Here is an 18,281-nt window from a genome sequence, read left to right as displayed (position 1 = left end):
ACCTTATTATAATATTAAGGGACAATAAAAATGACCAAAATAAAAGCAATTTCATAAAAATTTTAAAATAAAATCACCTTTTTATCATAAAACTTAAATTTCTATCGGCATGGCCATGGTAAATGGGATGCCGCTCTTCATTCATTCCGACATCCCAATTTATAGCGCAAGCCATTTTCAATCTGCCCGTGATCTCGAAGAGTCTCTTTTATTTAAGTGGATTTGTTAATTTACATTAACGGGAGACTCTTCTCATTCTCTTTCCTGTTTTTATTCAACCATCGCAACTACAGGGTTGGATACCACAGACCAAGGCTTCGCGCTCTACTGGCTAAACTCATCAAACGCTTCCAGAGCCTCGGCCGCATACATCAAAGAAGGGCCGCCGCCCATATAAATAGCCATACCCAGCGTTTCCATCAACTCTTCACGCGTCGTCTGCAGTTTGACCAGAGTCTGGGAATGAAACCCGATACAACCCGGACAATGCCCGGCAACCGCCAGAGCGATGGCAACCAGTTCCTTGGTTTTTTTATCCAGAACACCGTCTTTGGTCGCCGCTTGCGCCAATGAGGAAAAACCGGCCATGACGTCCGGCATCTCTTTACGCATTTTGGCTAGTTGGGTGCTTATTCCTTTGGTGATTTCACTATATTTTTGTGACATTTACTGCTCTCCTCGCTGTTTGACATGGACACGAATGAATCCATGAAATGACCAAAGCCTGCGTTCAGGCTTTCCAGTTTACCTCGGTGAATTTTATACCACGCCTGAAGCATGCGAACAATGATGGGCCTGGGTCAGGACGCGTTTCATTTTTTATTCGTGATGGCTAACCCGCCATTTTCCCTGTTGCAAATCCTGCAAATCCTGCCAAAGTCTCCGGGCAATAGGGCCATGTGCCGGTTTTTGCAGACGGATTGCTCCCATGGTCACCAGACGCTCGTCAAAATGATCGCCATGTAATCGCTGCAATCGCCCTTCTGCCAGCTCCTGGGCAATCAAATGAAGCGGCAACCGTCCCCAGCCAAGTCCAGCGACAATGATGTCTTTTTTCGTAGTCACATCGCTAACTGTCCAATGGTGGCCATGCGCAATCACCCCAAATGAAAAATCCGATTTTGACGAGTCGCGAAGAATAACCTGCATACATTCGGTAAGTCTGTCCAAATCCTGCAACGGACTAAAAAATTCCTCGATAAACGATGGCGAGGCCACAGCTATCATGGGCTCCGAACGCAAAAGCACCACCTCAACCGCCTCCTTACTGATTAAATTCTCACTGATAACAAGATCGGCCTGATGGTTCAGCAAACGTTCACAAGCCCCTCCCAACGATTCGGAAAGAAAATGGAACTGGGTCAGGGGATACACGGTAATCCAGTGTTTCAGCAAGTCTCTCAGAGAGGCCAGCGGATAAAAAACATCAATGGCTATGGTGATATCGCTTTCCATATCGGCTTGTAACTGCTCGGCAAATTGATTGATGTGTTGCCAATGTCCCACCAAAGATTTGGCACGTTGATAAAATGTTTGCCCTTGCGGAGTTAAAGTCGGCCGGTATTGACTGCGATCCAGTAAAATAATACCGAGTTGTTCCTCCAGCTTTTTAACCGCCAATGTAATAGCCGGCTGGGTTTTAAACAAAACCTGTGCCGCTGCGTTAAATCCTCCGCTTTCCACCACAATCACAAAAACTCGTAACGCGTCAAAATCCAGGTTCATTAGTTTTACTTATTAAACTTATAAAAACTTAATATTATCAAATTATTAAAAATCCCTCTAATCTGGCTAAAAAAAATCAACAGGGAACCAGACAAGCCATGATAAATTTAAAATATCAGCAAAATACGACAGAACAGCTGCTTGCCATATTGATACAACATCGACGCGTGAGCGAACAGGTCAAAAGCCAGTGCCAGGGGACGCAATGCCAGGGCTGTACACAATCTCCCAGACAACATATTGAATATGCGGTTACTCGCCAATTGCCGTTAACCATGATCCTGCCCGCTTTCCCTGCCAAATCAGCCAACCGGGATAAAACCTTGTCCGAGAAACCTGATCTCGGTGAAATCATGGGGTTACAAAACCTCAACGTCCTTTGCGAAACCTTGCAGGACATTCATCAGCCTGGTGTGTGTTTAATTATCTGCTCCGATGGCCGTGTTTTTAATGATTTGGTCTCGGTCAGTGATCAAGATGTTGATATTTATCAACAAGGCATTAAAGACATTATTAAGGAACACCGGTTAAGGCATCTGAGTACGTTTTCGCTGGATGATATTTATCCTTACCGTGATTATAACAGCATGAGGGATTTGCTGATGCGCCAGTTTGGCGAGTCGTTACAGGAACTGACAGACCGTATTCAGACGGATGATCAGGCCCACCATCAGTTTAACGGCATTCATCGCTTTATTATGGAGGATCAGCTCGCGTTGTATCCTTCCCTGTCCAGGAATCAGGTTCGCAAACAAGCGAAACCGGTCGCGTATGAAGTCATTCGTCGCTCAAACGCCTGGTCACGCCTGTTAGCCGATTATTTTCCACATGGCCTGCGTTTATCCATCCATCCACAATTGTGCGGCTCGGAAAAACTGGGTATCAACTTTCTGCCCGCAACGAACCACTGGGCTACCCCCTGGCACAATGTCTTACTGAAAAACGAACAGGGATGGCAATTGATCAAGCGGCGCGATGCCGAACAACTGGGCGCCATATTACGTGATAATCACTACGTTCTGGAGACTCGCTAATGAATAGCCCAACCATGATCAGGGCATTTGAACCCTGGCTTATAGAAAACCGGTCGCAGGCCCCTGTCACCGGGTGGCCGCTGGAGACCCTTTTAAATCTCGCCACTCGGCATAAAATCGTGTTGTTGCGTGGATTCGCACCGTTGGAGCGAGAGGAATTGCTTGATTACTGTCAATCCCATGCCCGGTTGCTGCACTGGGATTTTGGCCCCGTCATGGAAATGAAGGTCGATAAAGAGACCAGAAATTATCTGTTTACCCAAGGTGATGTGCCGCTCCATTGGGATGGCGCTTTTTATGAGGAACCCCGTTTTCTTCTGTTTCATTGCCTGCAGGCACCAACGGCTGGAAGCGGTGGTGAAACCCTTTTCGTCAATACAGAATCCGTATGGCAGGAGGCCACTACCGGACAACGCCAGGAATGGCAGGCTTTGTCCCTGTCGTTTCAAACGGACAAGCTGGCACATTATGGTGGGTTTATCACCCGCAAACTGGTTAACCGTCATCCGGATACCAACCATACCATTATACGGTTCGCAGAGCCGGTCGGCGACGATTATTTAAATCCGGTACAGGTTAAGGTTATTGATAAAAGTGACCGGGAATCCGCTGCTTTTTTACAATCGTTAAGCACCATCATGCGTGCCCCGCAACACTGTTACTCCCATCAATGGCAAGAAGGGGATTTTCTAATAGCCGATAACTTTTCTCTCCTGCATGGACGCAACTCTTTTCATCACCACACGCCAAGACATTTAAGAAGGATCCAGATTTTATGAAACCGTTTACCTTAATGCAGCTCAAACAGGACTCCACTCCGGAAGAGTTCACTCGTCAGTTACGTGAAATGGGCGAATTATTCTGGTGGGAACCTGGAAAATTCTGGGTGATCACCTCTTATGACCTGGCAAAATCCGTCCTGACCAGTGAGGATTACACCTGTGACCGTACGCCGTTTTTTATTTCTCGCATGCCTGAGATGGATTTGTCTCTCATCGGCGATTTCTTTAAGGTGGTTAGTAAAATGATGGTCATGAGCGACGCCCCCGCACACACCCACAGGCGGCGAATTTGTTACCACGGCTTCAGTAACAGAACCCTGGAACAGTTAAAACCGCTGATTGAGCGCACCATTGACCGGCAGCTTGACGAGTTTGCCTGGGAAAAACCCATGGAGTTTGTCCAGCAACTGGCCCAAACGATTCCGTCAACAACGCTGGCGGAGTTATTTGCCATTCCGGACAGCGAACGACTGGATTTTTACAACTGGTCAAACAACATGACGCAGTTTTTCGGCGGCTCTACCAGTTATTTCAATGAGGACGGCATCAAGGTCAATCACAGCGCCAGGCAATTGTATGATTATTTTTCCGATCTGATCCTGCAACGCCGGCAAACACCGGCCCAGGATTTCTTAAGTATTTTACTGCATCATCAAAATCATTTCGGTTTGACCGACGAGGAAATCATTTCACAAGCGATTATGATGCTGGTTGCAGGTCAGGTCACCACAACCGATCAACTCTGCAATAATCTTTATACGATGCTCACCATGCCGGGGCTATGGTCTGAAATGGGGCAAAATCCCGCGCAACTGGACAGTTATATTGAAGAATGTAACCGTCTTGATCCGGCCGTCACCTTTATTTTCCGGGTCACCAAAAATGATACCATGCTCGGTAACCAGTTCATTGAAAAAGGAAAAGTGATATTTATCTCGGCGCATGCCGTCAATCGCGATCCGGCTTTTTTTACCAGTCCGGACAAGGTAACCCTGCAAAACAAAACCACCCCTCACTTCAGTTATGGCTACGGCAGCCATTTTTGTCTGGGCGCCAAACTGGCTCGCATTGAAATGCGCAGCGTGTTTAAGGCTTTATTGCAACGGTTTCCTTTACTTCGTATGGCGCAGGACTTGCCAGCCATCCGCAAACATCACAGTCTGTCCTTTTCAGGCTTTGAGCAGTTGCATCTGATGCCGTCCTGACCAGCAATCATTCCGATCCAAATCAACAATTTACCCCATCCCGTTACGCAACCGCGTCTTGCACAAGACGCGGGCCTGTCATGCCTGCCTTAATGAAAATATCTCGTGCAGGAAATTGATCATGGCCTGGAGCGACCTTTGCTCGGCAACCGGGTTGTAAATCGTACCCAGTGCCGTATCGTGCGCCTCGGGATTGGTAAACGCGTGCTGGGTATGGCCGTATTGATGTACTTGCCAGTCCACATTCGCCGTGGTCATTTCCTGACAGAACTCGTTTACTTGCTCCGGCCTTACCATAGGATCGTCGTAACCATGCAAGGCAAGCACTTTGGCCAGAATGGGATATTCAGGAACCCCTTCCGGTTTGGAAAGCAAGCCATGGAAACTGACAACCCCCTTAAGATCAGCGCCACTTCGCGCCAAATCCAGCACACACAATCCACCAAAACAAAAGCCCATGGCGGCAACACAATGGGAATCCACTTCCGGCATGGAAACAACCGCTTCAAACGCCGCGCGAATCCGTGCCCGTAAAAAACGACGATCGTTGATCAACGGTTCCATCAGGGATTTTTTCTCTTCAACGGTGGTACCGACACGACCTGCGCCATACATATCCAGGGCAAAACCAACATACCCCAATCGACTCAGCATCTCAGCCTTCTGGCAGGCAAATTCATTACGCCCGCTCCAGTCATGAGCCACAATCACCGCAGGCCGAGGTTGATTAAAGGCCCTGTCATAAGATAAAAAACCATGCAATTCCTGCTCGCCATGGTAATAAGGATAATTTGTGGTATACATATATTCTTCCTGTTGTAATAATCTGATATCAGTCTAATTTGTTCCTGACAAATGTCCAGCCAACCTTGAGACACGTCATCACGCCCAACGCTCTATCCGTTTCATCAGCAATCCGGCGCCATATAAAACTACGCCTGTTAACAATAAACACAATATCCGCACAACGGTCGGTGTCGACGCAGCGTCATACAAAAGCGCTTTACCTGCTGCAAAACCAAGGACAAACAAGGCGGATTTCGCCAGCACTTTATCTTTCAGATAACCGGCAAAACCCATTACCGCAATGGCATACAACAACCAGCAAACGGATACGGCAAAAGAACCATAGGGATCGGCCAAACGATAAAGACCGCTCACGGCAAGCACATGAGCCGCACCAAGAAACATAAAACCGTATTCCTCTTCCTTTACAATCTCCCGACGATGACGAATAAACAAGGACCAGATACCGGCAAAGGCGAACATACCAACCGGTAACCAGGAAGGCTGGCCAGTATTTAACAAATGAGCAACAATATTAACGTATTCCGTCATCACAATAATGGCCAGAAGCAGTATCGGGAAATAAAACGTCGATGTCTTGTTCCGCTTGAACCATTCAACGGGAAACAACACGCCGGCAAACAGGATCAAAACCAGTAACCAGGGCTTCAGGTTCGCGGGTAACAATTCCAGATAAAAAGAATGAAAAAAGACAACGGAGGCAAACGTCAGAATCATGGACTGGCTCTTTATACGCCCGCCCGGAAACCATTTTTTCGCAGAAAAATATAATGCGATTAACAATCCGGCAAACAGCAGGGACAGCCAGGGCGCCAATCCCGGATGGATACGATCGATAAAAAAGTATTCCATGGCATAAAACAGCATCAATACCGGAAAAAAGCTCCAGGCCTCCCCTTCGGTCAATTGTTGCCGATTATAAAGGGTATACCCGTATACACTGATTGAAAAAATCAGGAAATGAGCAGCCAGCACGATCGCTATCAACACATCCTGATGTAACCGTAACCCAATCATGGCATTAATGAATATAGCCAGATACGCGGCAATGACACACATGACGCGCGAGCTGACCCCCACGGATAATACTGCAAAAGCCAGTGAACAACACAAAAAGAAATACAGGGAGAATAATGAGGTGAGCGGAAAATCGAGAATCACTGGCGCCAGATAAGTACCCACCACCGCCGTAATGGCATAGATATCCTGCCTGAATTTGACATAAACGCCGACACAAAATACGGAAACCAAAACGGCCAGGGTCAATGCCGAGTGCAAGGTCAGCAACGTATAAATTCGATGGGCCGCAAATACGGACAGATAGAGAATAACGATACCTGCCGCAGGCAGGTAACTGGCATACCCGCCATAGGTTTTTCTCAAGACAAAACCCGCGCCTGTCAAAGTCAAGCCCAATAAAACCGCTATTCCAACCTGACGCTCCGGTGTCAACCACCCGGTTTCAATCGACAGTTTAATAATAAATCCCGCAGCCAGCACAAAACAAATCACAGCGATTATGGCTAACCAGTTACCCGACCCGGATAGGTTGTCTATCCGTGTTTTTTGGGGCTTGGTCTCAGGGTGAATGGCAGATGGCAAGGGATCCGAAGCCGGAATCCACGCCTTGTCGGCCACCGGTTGTCCGACCGGTTCGGATAAAGACAGTTTTTTTTCAATAATAGCCAGTCGATCCTCCATGGCTTCAAGACGTGCTTGCAGCGTCGCGAGATTCACAGCTTCTCCTTGCGGTGGTGATTTCTTCCCTATTATCGATGTGACCGGAAAAAAAGTATAGAGCAGTCATCCCATCCGAAAATTAGTCGGCTTGCCCATTTGGCCACTCAACACCAGGGCGTGTCCTCATTCTGTATTTTTTCCACTATTCTTATAAAATGGGGTCACTAAAAACAAGAGGCCATATCAATGATAGTCCATTCATTAAAAGAAATGCGCGACTTCTTTTATGCCAGGCTTTGCTATCAGATTTTTATTACACCCATCCCGTTTCCACTTGAAAAACAATATCGGGACTTTGCCGAGCGTGCCTGTGAGTTCGTTCTGAAAAATCGCTCGGAACTGATTATAAGGCAAACACCCCGTCATCATGTCATTCACCGCTTTGCCCAACCTCATACCACCAATGCCAGAAAAGTGCTGATTACACATGGCTGGATGTCCAGAGCGGCATATATGGTGAAGTTGATACGTGCCCTGCACAAACAGGGTTATGATGTGTATGCCCTTGATTTTCCTGCTCACGGGGAAGCCAAGGGACTCCAACTGCCATGGACGGACGCGGTGATGATTTTGCAAAACGTCATCAACACGCTCGGCCCTTTCTACGCTGTCATCGGTCATTCCTTCGGCGGCTCCATGCTGCTTAATACCTTGAATCTGGCCTGCCAGTTTCCGGAATGGAAACTGGATATCGAACCTGAACGTGTCGTGCTCATTGCATCACCCACCCGGATGCGCACCCCGGTCAGCAAACTGGCGCGGCGTTTTGGCTTAAGCGGCAAGGCATTTATGGAGTTACGCGAATTATTCCGGCAAAATACGTTCACCAAAATCGAACACTTGAATTTCAGACATTTTGCCCAACACGGCACTATGCCTGTTTTATGTATTCACGGGAAAAACGATCACACCATTCGCCCCATCGAGTCCGTATTGTTCTGCCAACGCTATCCCCACGCGTCCCTTAAATTAATTCCAGGTATTGATCATGTGGATGTGCTCATTGATACGCGGGTAGAACACGAGGTCAGCCAGTTTCTTGACCGCTAGACTGTAAATTTTCATTGACGCAAAACGCCTCGCTTAAGATACTCTAGGGCGTGTCCCCATTCTGTTTCACGGCTAAAACCTGTACTAATTTGCTCAAATTACAGATTGAATTCGTCAAATAGGGCTGCTATTCTCCTCATTCAATCTGCAATTTGCGCTAAATTATCCCAACTTTTAGCTCGCGAAACAGAATGGGGACACGCCCTAGGCATATCCAATAAAAAAACCGGAATAAAACAATGAACTATGACCTAATCGTTCTAGGTGGAGGAAGCGGGGGCATAGCCAGCGCCGTACGAGCCGCGAAACACGGCGCTCGGGTTGCCGTTGTCGAACAACGGCATCTGGGCGGCACCTGTGTCAATTTAGGCTGTGTCCCCAAAAAAGTCATGTACAACACGGCCATGATTGCCGAAACCCTGCACAAATCCAGGGATTACGGCTTTTCGCCGCTGGACTTTGAACTGGACTGGCCATTGCTGGTGGAAAAACGCGACCGCTACGTTGCCAATCTCCGCGATATTTACGCCAGGCGATTTGATCAACCGAACATGACCCTCATTCAGGGCAAAGGGGCATTTATTGACCCTCATACCGTGGAAGTGGACGGGAAACCGTATCAGGCTCCCCATATCATCATTGCCACAGGGGGAGAACCCACCATGCCGGACGATTTACCCGGTATACAGTATGCTATCAGTTCCGACGGTTTTTTCTCTCTCGATAAAAAACCCGCCAAAGCCGCGGTTATCGGCAGTGGCTACATCGGTGTGGAACTGGCCGGCATCCTGCATGGTCTGGGCACTGAAACCCATTTGCTGATTCGGGGAAACACCCCCCTTAGCCGCTTTGATCACACGCTTGGCGCGACCTTAATGGAGATTATGAAACAACAGGGACTTCATGTTCACGCAAACCATAAAGCCATGGAAATCCTGTGCGACGAAAAAACCAAAAAAACCATTACCTGCCAAAGCGGCAGCGTGATTGACCAAATTGATACCGTCATCGCCGCTGTCGGACGCTCGCCGCGAACCTATGATCTGAATCTGGAAAAAATTGGCGTGGCTATGGATGAGAAAGGCCGGATTACCGTCGATCCGTTTCAAAACACAAGCGTATCAGGCATTTACGCCATCGGCGATGTCATCAACGCTCCGGCATTGACCCCCGTCGCAATTGCAGCCGGGCGCCGATTATGTGATCGTTTATTCGGCGGTCAGACGAACGCACGTCTGGACTATGAAAATATTTGCTCCGTGGTCTTCAGTCATCCCCCGGCAGGCAGCGTGGGCTTAAGCGAACAGGAAGCCATCGCCAAATTTGGCCAGGATCAGATCAAAATCTACAGCACACGATTTAATCCCATGTACGACGCGTTAAGCGAGAGCAAAACACCGACGGTCATGAAACTGGTCACGCAAGGGCAGGATGAAAAAATTGTCGGACTGCACGTTATCGGCTATGGCGCGGATGAAATGCTGCAAGGATTCGGTGTCGCCGTCAAAATGGGCGCGTTAAAGCGTGATTTTGATAATACCGTGGCCATTCATCCGACCAGTGCCGAGGAATTTGTGACGATGGTGTAAGACTGGTTCTGTTGACAGGCCATTGCGCGGCTGCAAATGCGGCTGGCATGACAGGTCAACAGGGTATAAGCAGATAAGGAAACTCCTCTCGCAACAACTGACATACGTGCGCCACAGCATCCCGGCTTTTGACAATCAGCAGCACGGTGTCGTCGCCGGCGATGGTTCCCATGATCCCCGAGTGCGTAGAATCCTGAGGGCTGAACGCCACGTATTTCCTGTCCAGATAATAAGCCAGGCTGCTGGCGTTTCCCGGATGCGTTTGCAAAATAATCAACCCGAAATCGGAAACCTGAATATTCAGTACCAGCGGCAGGCCGGGCTGATTATAGTCAACGACTTTATATACGCCGCCTACCTTGGCAATTTTCAGTTTTTTTAAACGGCGAGACAAGGTCGCTTGCGCAATGTCATACCCTCGGTTTTTCAAGCTTTGCTGCAAATCGTTTTGCTCCAGAATGGGTTCCGTTTGCACAATATTTAAAATCAGATCATCGATCAGGCTGTCATGGGACACGGTGTTCTCCTGCTAAAAACCGGGACTTGCAACGCTTGTGAATATTTAATCAATTAACTGAAATTATATTCACTTGTTCTTGACAAGGCAAGCGCCGTTCGATATATTCAAAAAACGCATATATTTTGAATACAATGTCACGATGAAACGATTTTATTTTGGTTTACCTGTCTTGTTAATGGTTGCTCTTGCCGGATGTGGCAAGCCCGAAAACCCCGGGGAAATCCATTTTGCCACCTCCGCAGAATATCCACCTTTTGAATACATGACCCAGGGGGAAATAAAAGGGTTTGATATCGATCTGGCCCGTCTGATTGCCAGGGAACTTCATAAAAAAGCGGTGTTTGACAACAGGCAATTCAGCACCGTTCTACCGTCACTGACGTCAGGGCAGAGTGACGCCGCCATAGCTACCATCACCATTACCGAATCACGGAAAAAAAACGTTGATTTTAGCGATCCTTATTATTTTGAAGGCATGGCAGCCGTCTATAACAAACACAATCCGGTAAAAAACCAGGCGCAGTTAGCCGGTAAAAAAATGGCGGCTCAATTAGGCAGTGTCATGGAATACTGGTTACGAAAGCATTTTCCCGGCGAACAAATCATTGCTTTCGACAACAACAATCAAGCCATTGAAGCCCTGTTGTCCGGGCATGTTGATGTGGTTTTGATAGACGGCTCCCAGGGCGCCGTCTTCAGCAAAAAACACGCAACATTATCCTGCGCTATCGTGGCCCGGGCTGAGGAAGGCTATGGCATCGCGCTCAGGAAGGGCTCCCTCTTAACGGCACAGATTAACCAGGCCTTAAAGACCATCAAGGCTCGGGGTGATTTGGAAAAACTGCAACAGTTCTGGTTGCAGGGAGTATGACGATGGAATTAAGCCAGAGTCTCATTTTTATTGGCAAGGGACTGCTTTTGACCTTGCAATTGCTGACAGGCGGTATTCTCATTGGGTTACTCCTTGGTTTGCTATGGGCCATAGCCCGTTACCAGGGCGTTGCCGCCTTGCTGGTCAGGCGTGTCATTTCCATTATCCGGGGCACTCCGCTTATTTTGCAGTTAAGCCTCATTTATTTCGCAACACCTGCCATAGCCGGCATACAACCCGGTATTCTGGGCGCGGGACTCATAGCCTTTGGCTTGAACAGCTCCGCCTATTTTGCCGAGATTTTCCGGGCCGGCATTGAAAGCGTGCCGATTGGCCAGTTTGAAGCCGCGGCCACCTTGCGGATCCCAACGTTTTTTTTATGGAAAGACATTATCCTTCCTCAGGTATTGAAAAATATTTTTCCGGCGATGGTGAGTGAAGTTATTGCCCTGCTTAAGGAAACGGCTTTAATTTCAACCATAGGCGGTATGGATTTGATGAGAAACGCGCAATCACTGGCGGCGGAACAATTTACTTATTTTCTGCCGCTGTGTATCGCGGGCGGCTATTATTACGCTCTGGTCGTATTGATTGAAGCTCTGGGAAAATACATTGAGAAACGAGGTTTCCATGCTGCACATCCGTAACGCCTGTAAAAAATTTGACGATACCTTCGTTCTCAATCACGTGAATCTGGCGATCGAAGCCAACAGTGTCGTGGGACTGGCCGGCCCATCAGGAAGCGGCAAGTCCACTTTGTTGCGCTGTATACAACAACTGGACGATCTGGATACAGGACACATTGAGTTTGCCGGGCGAAGCGCCTTTATGTTTCAGGATTTTCAACTGTTTCCGCACATGACGGTTTTAAACAATTTAATTTATGCGCCCATGCGTCATAATAAACAGGGCAATCATCACGAGAACGCCATGGCGTTGTTAAACACCCTGGGCGTCGGGAAAAAAAGCCATGCCCTTCCCCACCAGTTATCCGGCGGGCAAAAGCAACGCGTGGCATTAGCGAGAAGTCTGATGATGCAACCGGACTTGCTGTTATGTGACGAACCGACCTCGGGTCTTGACCAGGCCACCATCACGGATGTCCTGGCATTATTGCATACCGTCAAAACCATGCACGTTACCATGGTCATAGCCTCTCACGATCTGGCGTTTCTAACCGGTATCGCAGACAGACTGGTGGTGCTGAAAGACGGTGATCTGGCCGTCGATGTCTTAACGGCGTCGCTGCCGGATCCCGTTTCCTACCTGCAACAATATTATAAAGGATCAATAGCATGAAAAAATCCATCAAGAAAATTGTTCTGGCGTATTCCGGGGGACTGGATACCTCCGTGATGATTCCCTGGCTTAAGGAGCATTACAACCAGGCCGACATCATCGCAGTCATTTGCGATGTCGGTCAGCAGGAAGACCTTACCGCTATTCGGGAAAAAGCGCTGAGAAGCGGCGCATCCGTGGCGCATGTGGTCGACGTCCGGGAAGAGTTTGTCACCGGCTACTTATGGCAACTGGTGAAATCGGGCGCCCTGTATGAAGATCAGTATATTCTAGGCACCATTTCAAGGCCTTTAATCGCGCAAAAACTGGTGGAAATCGCCCTTGCCGAACAGGCTGACGCCATCGCTCATGGCGCGACGGGAAAAGGCAATGATCAAGTGCGCTTTGAATATTCCATTCAGGCTCTGGCCCCGCATATTGGTGTTATCGCCCCCTGGCGAAGCTGGGAGATCCAATCCCGGCAACAGGCCATTGAGTATGCCAAGGCTCATGGGATTGATGTTCCCGTAACCCCGAAAGCGCCCTATTCCCGGGATCATAACCTCTGGTACATCTCCCACGAAGGCGGTGTATTGGAAGATCCGGGGACGTCGATGCCCGATGACGTACTGTTAATGACCAAACCGCTTGCCCGGACACCGGACGAGGAGGCAATCATCGAGATTGATTTCCAGCAGGGTATACCTGTTGCAATCAACGGCGCCATACTCAATCCGGTGCTTTTGCTGCAAACTCTGAATAATATTGCCGGGACTCATGGCATTGGCGTGGCCGATTTGATCGAAAACCGTCTGGTAGGCATGAAAATACGAGGGATCTATGAAGCCCCGGGCGCGGCAGTTCTCTATAAAGCGCACAAAATGCTTGAGAGTCTCTGCCTCGATCGGGCCACATTGCATCTGAAACAATCCCTGCAATCGACTTATGCCAATCTGGTCTACGAAGGCCGCTGGTTTTCCCAGACCAAAGAGGCGCTGGACGCGTTCATTGACGTCACCCAGCAACACATCACCGGCCGTGTCCGCCTGAAGCTGTACAAAGGCAATATCGTAGCCGACGGGGTGCGCTCCCCTTACAGCCTGCATGATCCGGCTTTGGCCACGTTTGAAGAAGACGATGTGTACAATCAGCAGGATGCCGAGGGATTTATCAATCTCTTTTCCTTATCGGCCAAAGTCTATGGCCTGGTTCACAGGGGGAAACAACATGACTAGCAAGACCTGGGGCGGACGATTCAAAAAAACGCTGGATCCGCTCATTGTGCAATTCAATGCGTCTTTGCCGTTTGATCATGTTCTTTTTGAGCACGATATCACCGGCAGTCAGATTCATGCCGCCATGTTGGGGCGGCAAGGGCTGCTGACCAACGAGGAAAGTCAAACCATTCAAGACGCGCTGGAAGAGATCCGGCAGGAGATCCGGCAGGGCTTGCATCCTCTGAATGACGATTATGAAGACATCCATATGTTTATAGAGCACCTGTTGACGCAAAAACTGGGTGATCCGGGGAAAAAACTGCACACAGGACGAAGCCGGAATGATCAGGTCGCTCTGGATTTACGATTGTACGCCCGTGAAACCGGTCAGCATATCAAACAATTACTTATCCAACTCTCGGAAGCACTCAACACTCTGGCGAACCGGCATGAGCAGGACTGGATGCCGGGTTATACCCATTTGCAGCAAGCGCAACCCATTCGTCTGGGCACCTGGTTTGGCGCCTATCACGCCATGTTCAACAGGGATATCAACCGGCTTGACGACTGGCATGGTCGTATGAATCTGTCGCCGCTTGGAGCCGGTGCCCTGGCAGGAAGCAGCCTGCCTCTGGATCGCGAATGGGCGGCCAAATCGCTGGGCTTTGACGGCGTCATCACCAACACCCTGGATGCGGTCAGTGACCGGGATTTTGTGATGGAATTCAATAGCGTTGCCGCCATTATCATGACCCATTTATCACGTTTGTGTGAGGATTTGATTTTATGGGCCACACAGGAATTCGGCTTTGTCACCCTGGATGACGCTTTTGCCACCGGTTCGTCCCTGATGCCTAACAAAAAAAATCCGGATGTGCCGGAATTAATCCGCGGCAAGTCCGGCCGGGTTTTCGGACACCTGACCGCGATTCTTACGATTATGAAAGGATTGCCGCTTGCCTACAACAAGGACATGCAGGAAGACAAGGAGGGTTTGTTTGATACCGTTCAAACCCTGAGATCCTGCCTTACGGTGATCACGCCTTTTCTGCACAGTATCCGGTTTAATACCGAACTGATGCACCAAAAAGCGCATGACGGTTATCTGGATGCCACCGCCGTGCTGGAGTCACTGGTACTGCGAGGTGTTCCATTTCGCGAAGCGCATCATCAGGTTGGCGTCTGGGTTGCCGAGGCCATGGCCAAAGGCTGTTCCCTGAAAGAACAGATTGCCGCGTCTGAAAACGATCGGTCACCCCCGGATTGAAGGCCGGATGAAAAGCTATTTGACGACATGGATTAACAACTTGCAACAGGCCATATTTAGCCAGGATCCCCACTCACCGGAGTTTAGCATTATGAAAACCCTGCCAGAACAACATCTGCGACCATCCTCCGCCACGCCTGTACGGCATGTGTTAACGGGCATGGAATTAAGCGTGTCCGAACTGACAGCGCTTCTCGATAAAGCCGCATACATCAAAAATAACCCCGCGAACTATCGCCAGAGCCTGTCTGGCAAAACACTGGCCATGATTTTCGAGAAACCCTCATTTCGCACCCGATTAAGCTTTTCCCTGGCCATTCAAACGATGGGAGGGATCGCTATCGAAAGCGTCAGCAATACGAGAAAATCGGAAGAACCGGCCGACATGGCTCGGGTTTTGAACGGTTATGTCGATGTCATCATGGTACGAACCCATGACGATCAACTGCTTCGGGAAATGGCGGCCTATGCCCGGATTCCGATCATCAATGGTTTGTCAGCGCTGCATCATCCCTGCCAGATTCTGGCCGATTTATTAACGCTTAAAGAGCATTACGGCAGGCTGGACGGCTTGACCCTGACCTATATAGGCGACGGCAACAATATTCTCCACAGCTTGATGTTACTCGCTCCGCAAACCGGCATGACCATTCATTATTGCTGCCCGACGAATCATCAACCGAATCAAGACATCGTTGCTCAAGCCCGTTCCCGTCATTATGAGGCCATCCGTTGCTTCACCACCCCTGAAGAAGCGGTGCACCATGCCCACGCAGTCTATACCGACGTCTGGACCAGCATGGGATTTGAAGCGAGCAACGGCGAGAGGGACTTCACCGGTTTTCAGGTCAACGAATCCTTAATGGCCAAAGCGCGACCGGAAGCGGTGTTCCTGCATTGCATGCCGATGGAACGCGGCCAGGAAGTGTCACGCTCCTTACCGGACAGCCCTTGTTCACTCATCTTTCAGCAAAGTGAAAACAGAATGCACGTTCAAAAAGCGCTGCTTTGTTTCTTGCAACATCCCGAAACAGGTTGACAAATGGACAACCCAACCTGCCAATTTTTGGGTAAGATAAGCACAAGAAACCCGGGCCATATTGGTAGATATTTTGTCCCGCCCGGCAAATAAGGTATGATCCTCGTTCTATCGTTAGTAAATATGGTTTTTTCTGCATGACTGGGGTCTATCAATTATTCCAGCAACACGTCTGGGTTTTTCATTTAAGCGGGTTGCTTCTCATAACGGCATTAATCCATGCCCTCGGATCACGCGTTCTCAATCGCCTGACTATCAAAGCGGAAAAAACGAGGATTATTTACGATGAAGCCCTGTTAAAAGCAATTAAAACGCCGGGGGCCATTCTGATCTGGCTTCTCGGAATATTCAGCGCCGCAGGCATACCCTTATCTATTTATCCCAATGCCACCGCGCTGCGTTATTTGTCGCAAGGCAAAAAACTGGGGATTGCCTTTGCCATCAGCTGGGCCGCCATTCGTTTCATTCGCAATCTGGAAACACTCTATATCCGCTCTTGCGTTGAGAACAGCAAGGAAGTGGACAAAACCATGATCCATGCCGTCAGCCAGCTTGCAACCATTGTGGTGGCTGTTATCAGTATATTGATCACTCTGCAGTGTTTCGGATTACCTATTTCAGGACTACTGGCTTTCGGCGGTATTGGCGGAGCCGCTGTAGCCTTTGCCTCCAGGGATTTACTGGCCAATTTCTTCGGAGGGCTGGTGATTTACATGGATCGCCCGTTTAAGGTTGGTGACTGGATCCGCTCCCCCGACAAGCAAATCGAGGGAACGGTGGAATACATCGGATGGCGTGTCACCCGGATCCGTACGTTTGATAAAAGGCCTTTGTACGTTCCCAATGGGCTTTTTTTAACCATCAGTGTGGAAAATGCGTCCCGTATGCTGAACCGGCGTATCAAAACCAATATCGCCATTCGTTATCAGGATGCCGATAAAATGGATGCTATCACCAATCAAGTGCGGCATATGTTGCAGGAGCATCCGGAAATAGACACCCGACAAACGCTTATCGTCAATTTTGTCGAGTTTGGCCCCTCGTCTTTAAATTTCATGGTTTACACGTTTACCAAAACAACCAACTGGGTCCATTTTCAGGCCGTACAACATGACGTGTTTATGAAAATCCTGCGAATTATCGCCGCCAACGAAGCCGAATGTGCCTTTCCGACCCAGACGTTGCATCTGCAAAACGAACAAATCAGGCAGATGACCGATGCCTGATCATTCGCTCGGAACTGATGTATTGTTCAATCATTCCTGTCTTTTGTCCTTGCTCGGCCCGTGTGGTCATAATATATAGAACATTACCTTCCACACCGCCCCAGACACAATCGAAAGGCAACGCATTGGTATGGACAACCGCTTGAATGTCACCGCCTTTAGCCACGCATACCACCTGTTGCCTCGCCGGCGAGGCTACCCAGAGACGACCCTGGTTATCAAGACACATGCCATCGGGGGTATGACGGCTTAAATCGCGGGGAACGCCTTGCTCGTCAAATTCCACCTTAAAACCGATGTCATCAAAAGAAGCCCAGTTACGGCGGTTATTCAGGCTGCCGTCCGAGTCGATATCAAAAGACAAAATATTGGCCGCAAAGGTTTCAGCAACCAGCAATTGCTGTTGGTCGTTGACGACAATACCGTTAGGATAACCGATGTCTCTCGCAGCAATATACGGTTTGTCCCCGGCGTTGAAGGCAATCACGTTCGATGTGACGGGAGTCACGCCGGGTGCGGGATAAAAACCGGAATTGCTAAGATAAATCGTATCGTTGCCGTTTACGGTCATGTCATGGCAATACCCGGGCCTTGCAAGGTCACTTAAATCACAAAACAAGTGCAACCGATCATGGGAAAGCGCCAGCAGCTGACGCTCAAACAAGGACGTCACCAGCATGGTGCCATCCTTTAGCCAGGCAAGGCCGGCCGGCTCCCCATCCGTATCCAAGCAACGCTTTACCTGACCATCGGGGGTTATCTGATATATTTTTTTTCCCCATATATCACAAAACCACAGCGCGGAATCATGCCAGCGTGCGGCTTCCGGGAAAGCGAACCCTCTAAGAAAGATTTCGGTATTATGAACGTCCATTTCCGAGCCTTGTAACCGGGAATTTATTTAAAAGTAACATTTCTTTTTTTGTAACTC

18 protein-coding genes are annotated in these 18,281 nt (G+C 49.0%); 12 read left to right on the top strand and 6 right to left on the bottom strand.

The genetic code is table 11. The annotated features are described in order from the left end of the window. Window positions 1–324: 324 nt before the first annotated feature. Both CKW05_RS02610 and CKW05_RS02605 read right to left on the bottom strand, forming a co-directional pair. Window positions 325–666, bottom strand: a complete 342-nt coding sequence (locus tag CKW05_RS02610; RefSeq protein WP_058484441.1) for a carboxymuconolactone decarboxylase family protein — start codon at window positions 664–666, stop codon at window positions 325–327. A gap of 153 nt (window positions 667–819) precedes the next feature. Continuing rightward, window positions 820–1,725: a LysR family transcriptional regulator gene (locus CKW05_RS02605; RefSeq protein ID WP_058484442.1), complete on the bottom strand. Its 906-nt coding sequence runs from the start codon at window positions 1,723–1,725 to the stop codon at window positions 820–822. 98 nt (window positions 1,726–1,823) lie between these two features. Between CKW05_RS02605 and CKW05_RS02600 the strand changes: the two genes are divergently transcribed. Genes CKW05_RS02600 through CKW05_RS02590 form a run of 3 tightly spaced genes read left to right on the top strand, consistent with a single transcriptional unit; the run spans window position 1,824 to window position 4,746 of the window. Further along, a complete protein-coding gene (locus CKW05_RS02600; RefSeq protein ID WP_058484443.1) occupies window positions 1,824–2,759 on the top strand; it encodes an isocyanide synthase family protein in 936 nt (311 codons plus the stop codon). Beyond that, a complete protein-coding gene (locus CKW05_RS02595; protein WP_058484444.1) occupies window positions 2,759–3,538 on the top strand; it encodes a TauD/TfdA family dioxygenase in 780 nt (259 codons plus the stop codon). Before CKW05_RS02600 ends, CKW05_RS02595 begins: the two co-directional genes overlap by 1 nt. Next, window positions 3,535–4,746: a cytochrome P450 gene (locus tag CKW05_RS02590; protein ID WP_058484445.1), complete on the top strand. Its 1,212-nt coding sequence runs from the start codon at window positions 3,535–3,537 to the stop codon at window positions 4,744–4,746. The genes CKW05_RS02595 and CKW05_RS02590 overlap by 4 nt, the downstream gene beginning before the upstream one ends. A 78-nt stretch (window positions 4,747–4,824) precedes the next feature. On the opposite strand, the gene CKW05_RS02585 is transcribed toward CKW05_RS02590, so the two are convergent. Beyond that, entirely contained in the window at window positions 4,825–5,550 is a 726-nt protein-coding gene (locus CKW05_RS02585; protein ID WP_058484446.1) for a dienelactone hydrolase family protein, read from the bottom strand. Window positions 5,551–5,628: 78 nt separating this feature from the next. Continuing rightward, window positions 5,629–7,290, bottom strand: a complete 1,662-nt coding sequence (locus tag CKW05_RS02580; RefSeq protein ID WP_058484447.1) for a DUF2339 domain-containing protein — start codon at window positions 7,288–7,290, stop codon at window positions 5,629–5,631. A gap of 189 nt (window positions 7,291–7,479) precedes the next feature. Between CKW05_RS02580 and CKW05_RS02575 the strand changes: the two genes are divergently transcribed. Together CKW05_RS02575 and gor are read left to right on the top strand one after the other, a co-directional pair. After that, a complete protein-coding gene (locus tag CKW05_RS02575) occupies window positions 7,480–8,343 on the top strand; it encodes an alpha/beta hydrolase (RefSeq protein WP_058484448.1) in 864 nt (287 codons plus the stop codon). Window positions 8,344–8,582: 239 nt separating this feature from the next. Then, on the top strand, window positions 8,583–9,932 hold the full coding sequence (gor, locus tag CKW05_RS02570) for a glutathione-disulfide reductase (RefSeq protein ID WP_058484449.1): 1,350 nt from the start codon (window positions 8,583–8,585) through the stop codon (window positions 9,930–9,932). Window positions 9,933–9,987: 55 nt separating this feature from the next. Here the strand turns inward: gor and CKW05_RS02565 are convergent, their stop codons facing one another. Then, window positions 9,988–10,449 (bottom strand): arginine repressor, encoded by a 462-nt coding sequence (locus tag CKW05_RS02565; RefSeq protein ID WP_058484450.1) that lies wholly within the window; start codon window positions 10,447–10,449, stop codon window positions 9,988–9,990. Between the two features lie 142 nt (window positions 10,450–10,591). On the opposite strand from CKW05_RS02565, the gene CKW05_RS02560 reads away from it, so the two are divergent. The 7 genes from CKW05_RS02560 to CKW05_RS02530 all read left to right on the top strand — a co-directional run bounded on the left by CKW05_RS02560 (window position 10,592) and on the right by CKW05_RS02530 (window position 17,350). After that, a complete protein-coding gene (locus CKW05_RS02560; RefSeq protein WP_058484504.1) occupies window positions 10,592–11,323 on the top strand; it encodes an ABC transporter substrate-binding protein in 732 nt (243 codons plus the stop codon). A 2-nt stretch (window positions 11,324–11,325) separates the two neighbouring features. Beyond that, window positions 11,326–11,970, top strand: a complete 645-nt coding sequence (locus CKW05_RS02555) for an amino acid ABC transporter permease (protein ID WP_408606980.1) — start codon at window positions 11,326–11,328, stop codon at window positions 11,968–11,970. Then, the gene (locus tag CKW05_RS02550; RefSeq protein ID WP_058484452.1) at window positions 11,954–12,622 is read left to right on the top strand and encodes an amino acid ABC transporter ATP-binding protein; all 669 of its coding nucleotides are present in this window, start codon (window positions 11,954–11,956) and stop codon (window positions 12,620–12,622) included. Before CKW05_RS02555 ends, CKW05_RS02550 begins: the two co-directional genes overlap by 17 nt. Next, entirely contained in the window at window positions 12,619–13,836 is a 1,218-nt protein-coding gene (locus CKW05_RS02545; protein ID WP_058484453.1) for an argininosuccinate synthase, read from the top strand. The genes CKW05_RS02550 and CKW05_RS02545 overlap by 4 nt, the downstream gene beginning before the upstream one ends. Next, on the top strand, window positions 13,829–15,085 hold the full coding sequence (gene argH / locus CKW05_RS02540) for an argininosuccinate lyase (RefSeq protein WP_058484454.1): 1,257 nt from the start codon (window positions 13,829–13,831) through the stop codon (window positions 15,083–15,085). Before CKW05_RS02545 ends, argH begins: the two co-directional genes overlap by 8 nt. Window positions 15,086–15,092: 7 nt before the next feature. After that, window positions 15,093–16,124 carry an ornithine carbamoyltransferase gene (gene argF / locus CKW05_RS02535; RefSeq protein ID WP_082642831.1) on the top strand — a complete coding sequence of 344 codons (1,032 nt, stop codon included), beginning with the start codon at window positions 15,093–15,095 and terminating at the stop codon, window positions 16,122–16,124. Between the two features lie 137 nt (window positions 16,125–16,261). After that, window positions 16,262–17,350, top strand: coding sequence for a mechanosensitive ion channel family protein (locus CKW05_RS02530; protein WP_058484456.1), 1,089 nt, complete (start codon window positions 16,262–16,264; stop codon window positions 17,348–17,350). On the opposite strand, the gene CKW05_RS02525 is transcribed toward CKW05_RS02530, so the two are convergent. Next, on the bottom strand, window positions 17,328–18,224 hold the full coding sequence (locus CKW05_RS02525) for an SMP-30/gluconolactonase/LRE family protein (RefSeq protein WP_058484457.1): 897 nt from the start codon (window positions 18,222–18,224) through the stop codon (window positions 17,328–17,330). The genes CKW05_RS02530 and CKW05_RS02525 overlap by 23 nt on opposite strands. Window positions 18,225–18,281: the final 57 nt, after the last annotated feature.

This window comes from Legionella spiritensis, from assembly GCF_900186965.1.
Lineage (GTDB): Bacteria > Pseudomonadota > Gammaproteobacteria > Legionellales > Legionellaceae > Legionella_C > Legionella_C spiritensis.
Note: the sequence above shows the minus strand (reverse complement) of the source record. Positions and strands in the feature narration are given on the sequence as shown.

Bases quoted from the DNA above. Each gene is read 5' to 3' on its own strand.
- CKW05_RS02610 (WP_058484441.1), bottom strand. From the start codon at position 666: ATGTCACAAAAATATAGTGAAATCACCAAAGGAATAAGCACCCAACTA.
- CKW05_RS02605 (WP_058484442.1), bottom strand. From the start codon at position 1,725: ATGAACCTGGATTTTGACGCGTTACGAGTTTTTGTGATTGTGGTGGAA.
- CKW05_RS02600 (WP_058484443.1), top strand. From the start codon at position 1,824: ATGATAAATTTAAAATATCAGCAAAATACGACAGAACAGCTGCTTGCC.
- CKW05_RS02595 (WP_058484444.1), top strand. From the start codon at position 2,759: ATGAATAGCCCAACCATGATCAGGGCATTTGAACCCTGGCTTATAGAA.
- CKW05_RS02590 (WP_058484445.1), top strand. From the start codon at position 3,535: ATGAAACCGTTTACCTTAATGCAGCTCAAACAGGACTCCACTCCGGAA.
- CKW05_RS02585 (WP_058484446.1), bottom strand. From the start codon at position 5,550: ATGTATACCACAAATTATCCTTATTACCATGGCGAGCAGGAATTGCAT.
- CKW05_RS02575 (WP_058484448.1), top strand. From the start codon at position 7,480: ATGATAGTCCATTCATTAAAAGAAATGCGCGACTTCTTTTATGCCAGG.
- gor (WP_058484449.1), top strand. From the start codon at position 8,583: ATGAACTATGACCTAATCGTTCTAGGTGGAGGAAGCGGGGGCATAGCC.
- CKW05_RS02560 (WP_058484504.1), top strand. From the start codon at position 10,592: ATGAAACGATTTTATTTTGGTTTACCTGTCTTGTTAATGGTTGCTCTT.
- CKW05_RS02555 (WP_408606980.1), top strand. From the start codon at position 11,326: ATGGAATTAAGCCAGAGTCTCATTTTTATTGGCAAGGGACTGCTTTTG.
- CKW05_RS02550 (WP_058484452.1), top strand. From the start codon at position 11,954: ATGCTGCACATCCGTAACGCCTGTAAAAAATTTGACGATACCTTCGTT.
- CKW05_RS02545 (WP_058484453.1), top strand. From the start codon at position 12,619: ATGAAAAAATCCATCAAGAAAATTGTTCTGGCGTATTCCGGGGGACTG.
- argH (WP_058484454.1), top strand. From the start codon at position 13,829: ATGACTAGCAAGACCTGGGGCGGACGATTCAAAAAAACGCTGGATCCG.
- argF (WP_082642831.1), top strand. From the start codon at position 15,093: ATGAAAAGCTATTTGACGACATGGATTAACAACTTGCAACAGGCCATA.
- CKW05_RS02530 (WP_058484456.1), top strand. From the start codon at position 16,262: ATGACTGGGGTCTATCAATTATTCCAGCAACACGTCTGGGTTTTTCAT.
- CKW05_RS02525 (WP_058484457.1), bottom strand. From the start codon at position 18,224: ATGGACGTTCATAATACCGAAATCTTTCTTAGAGGGTTCGCTTTCCCG.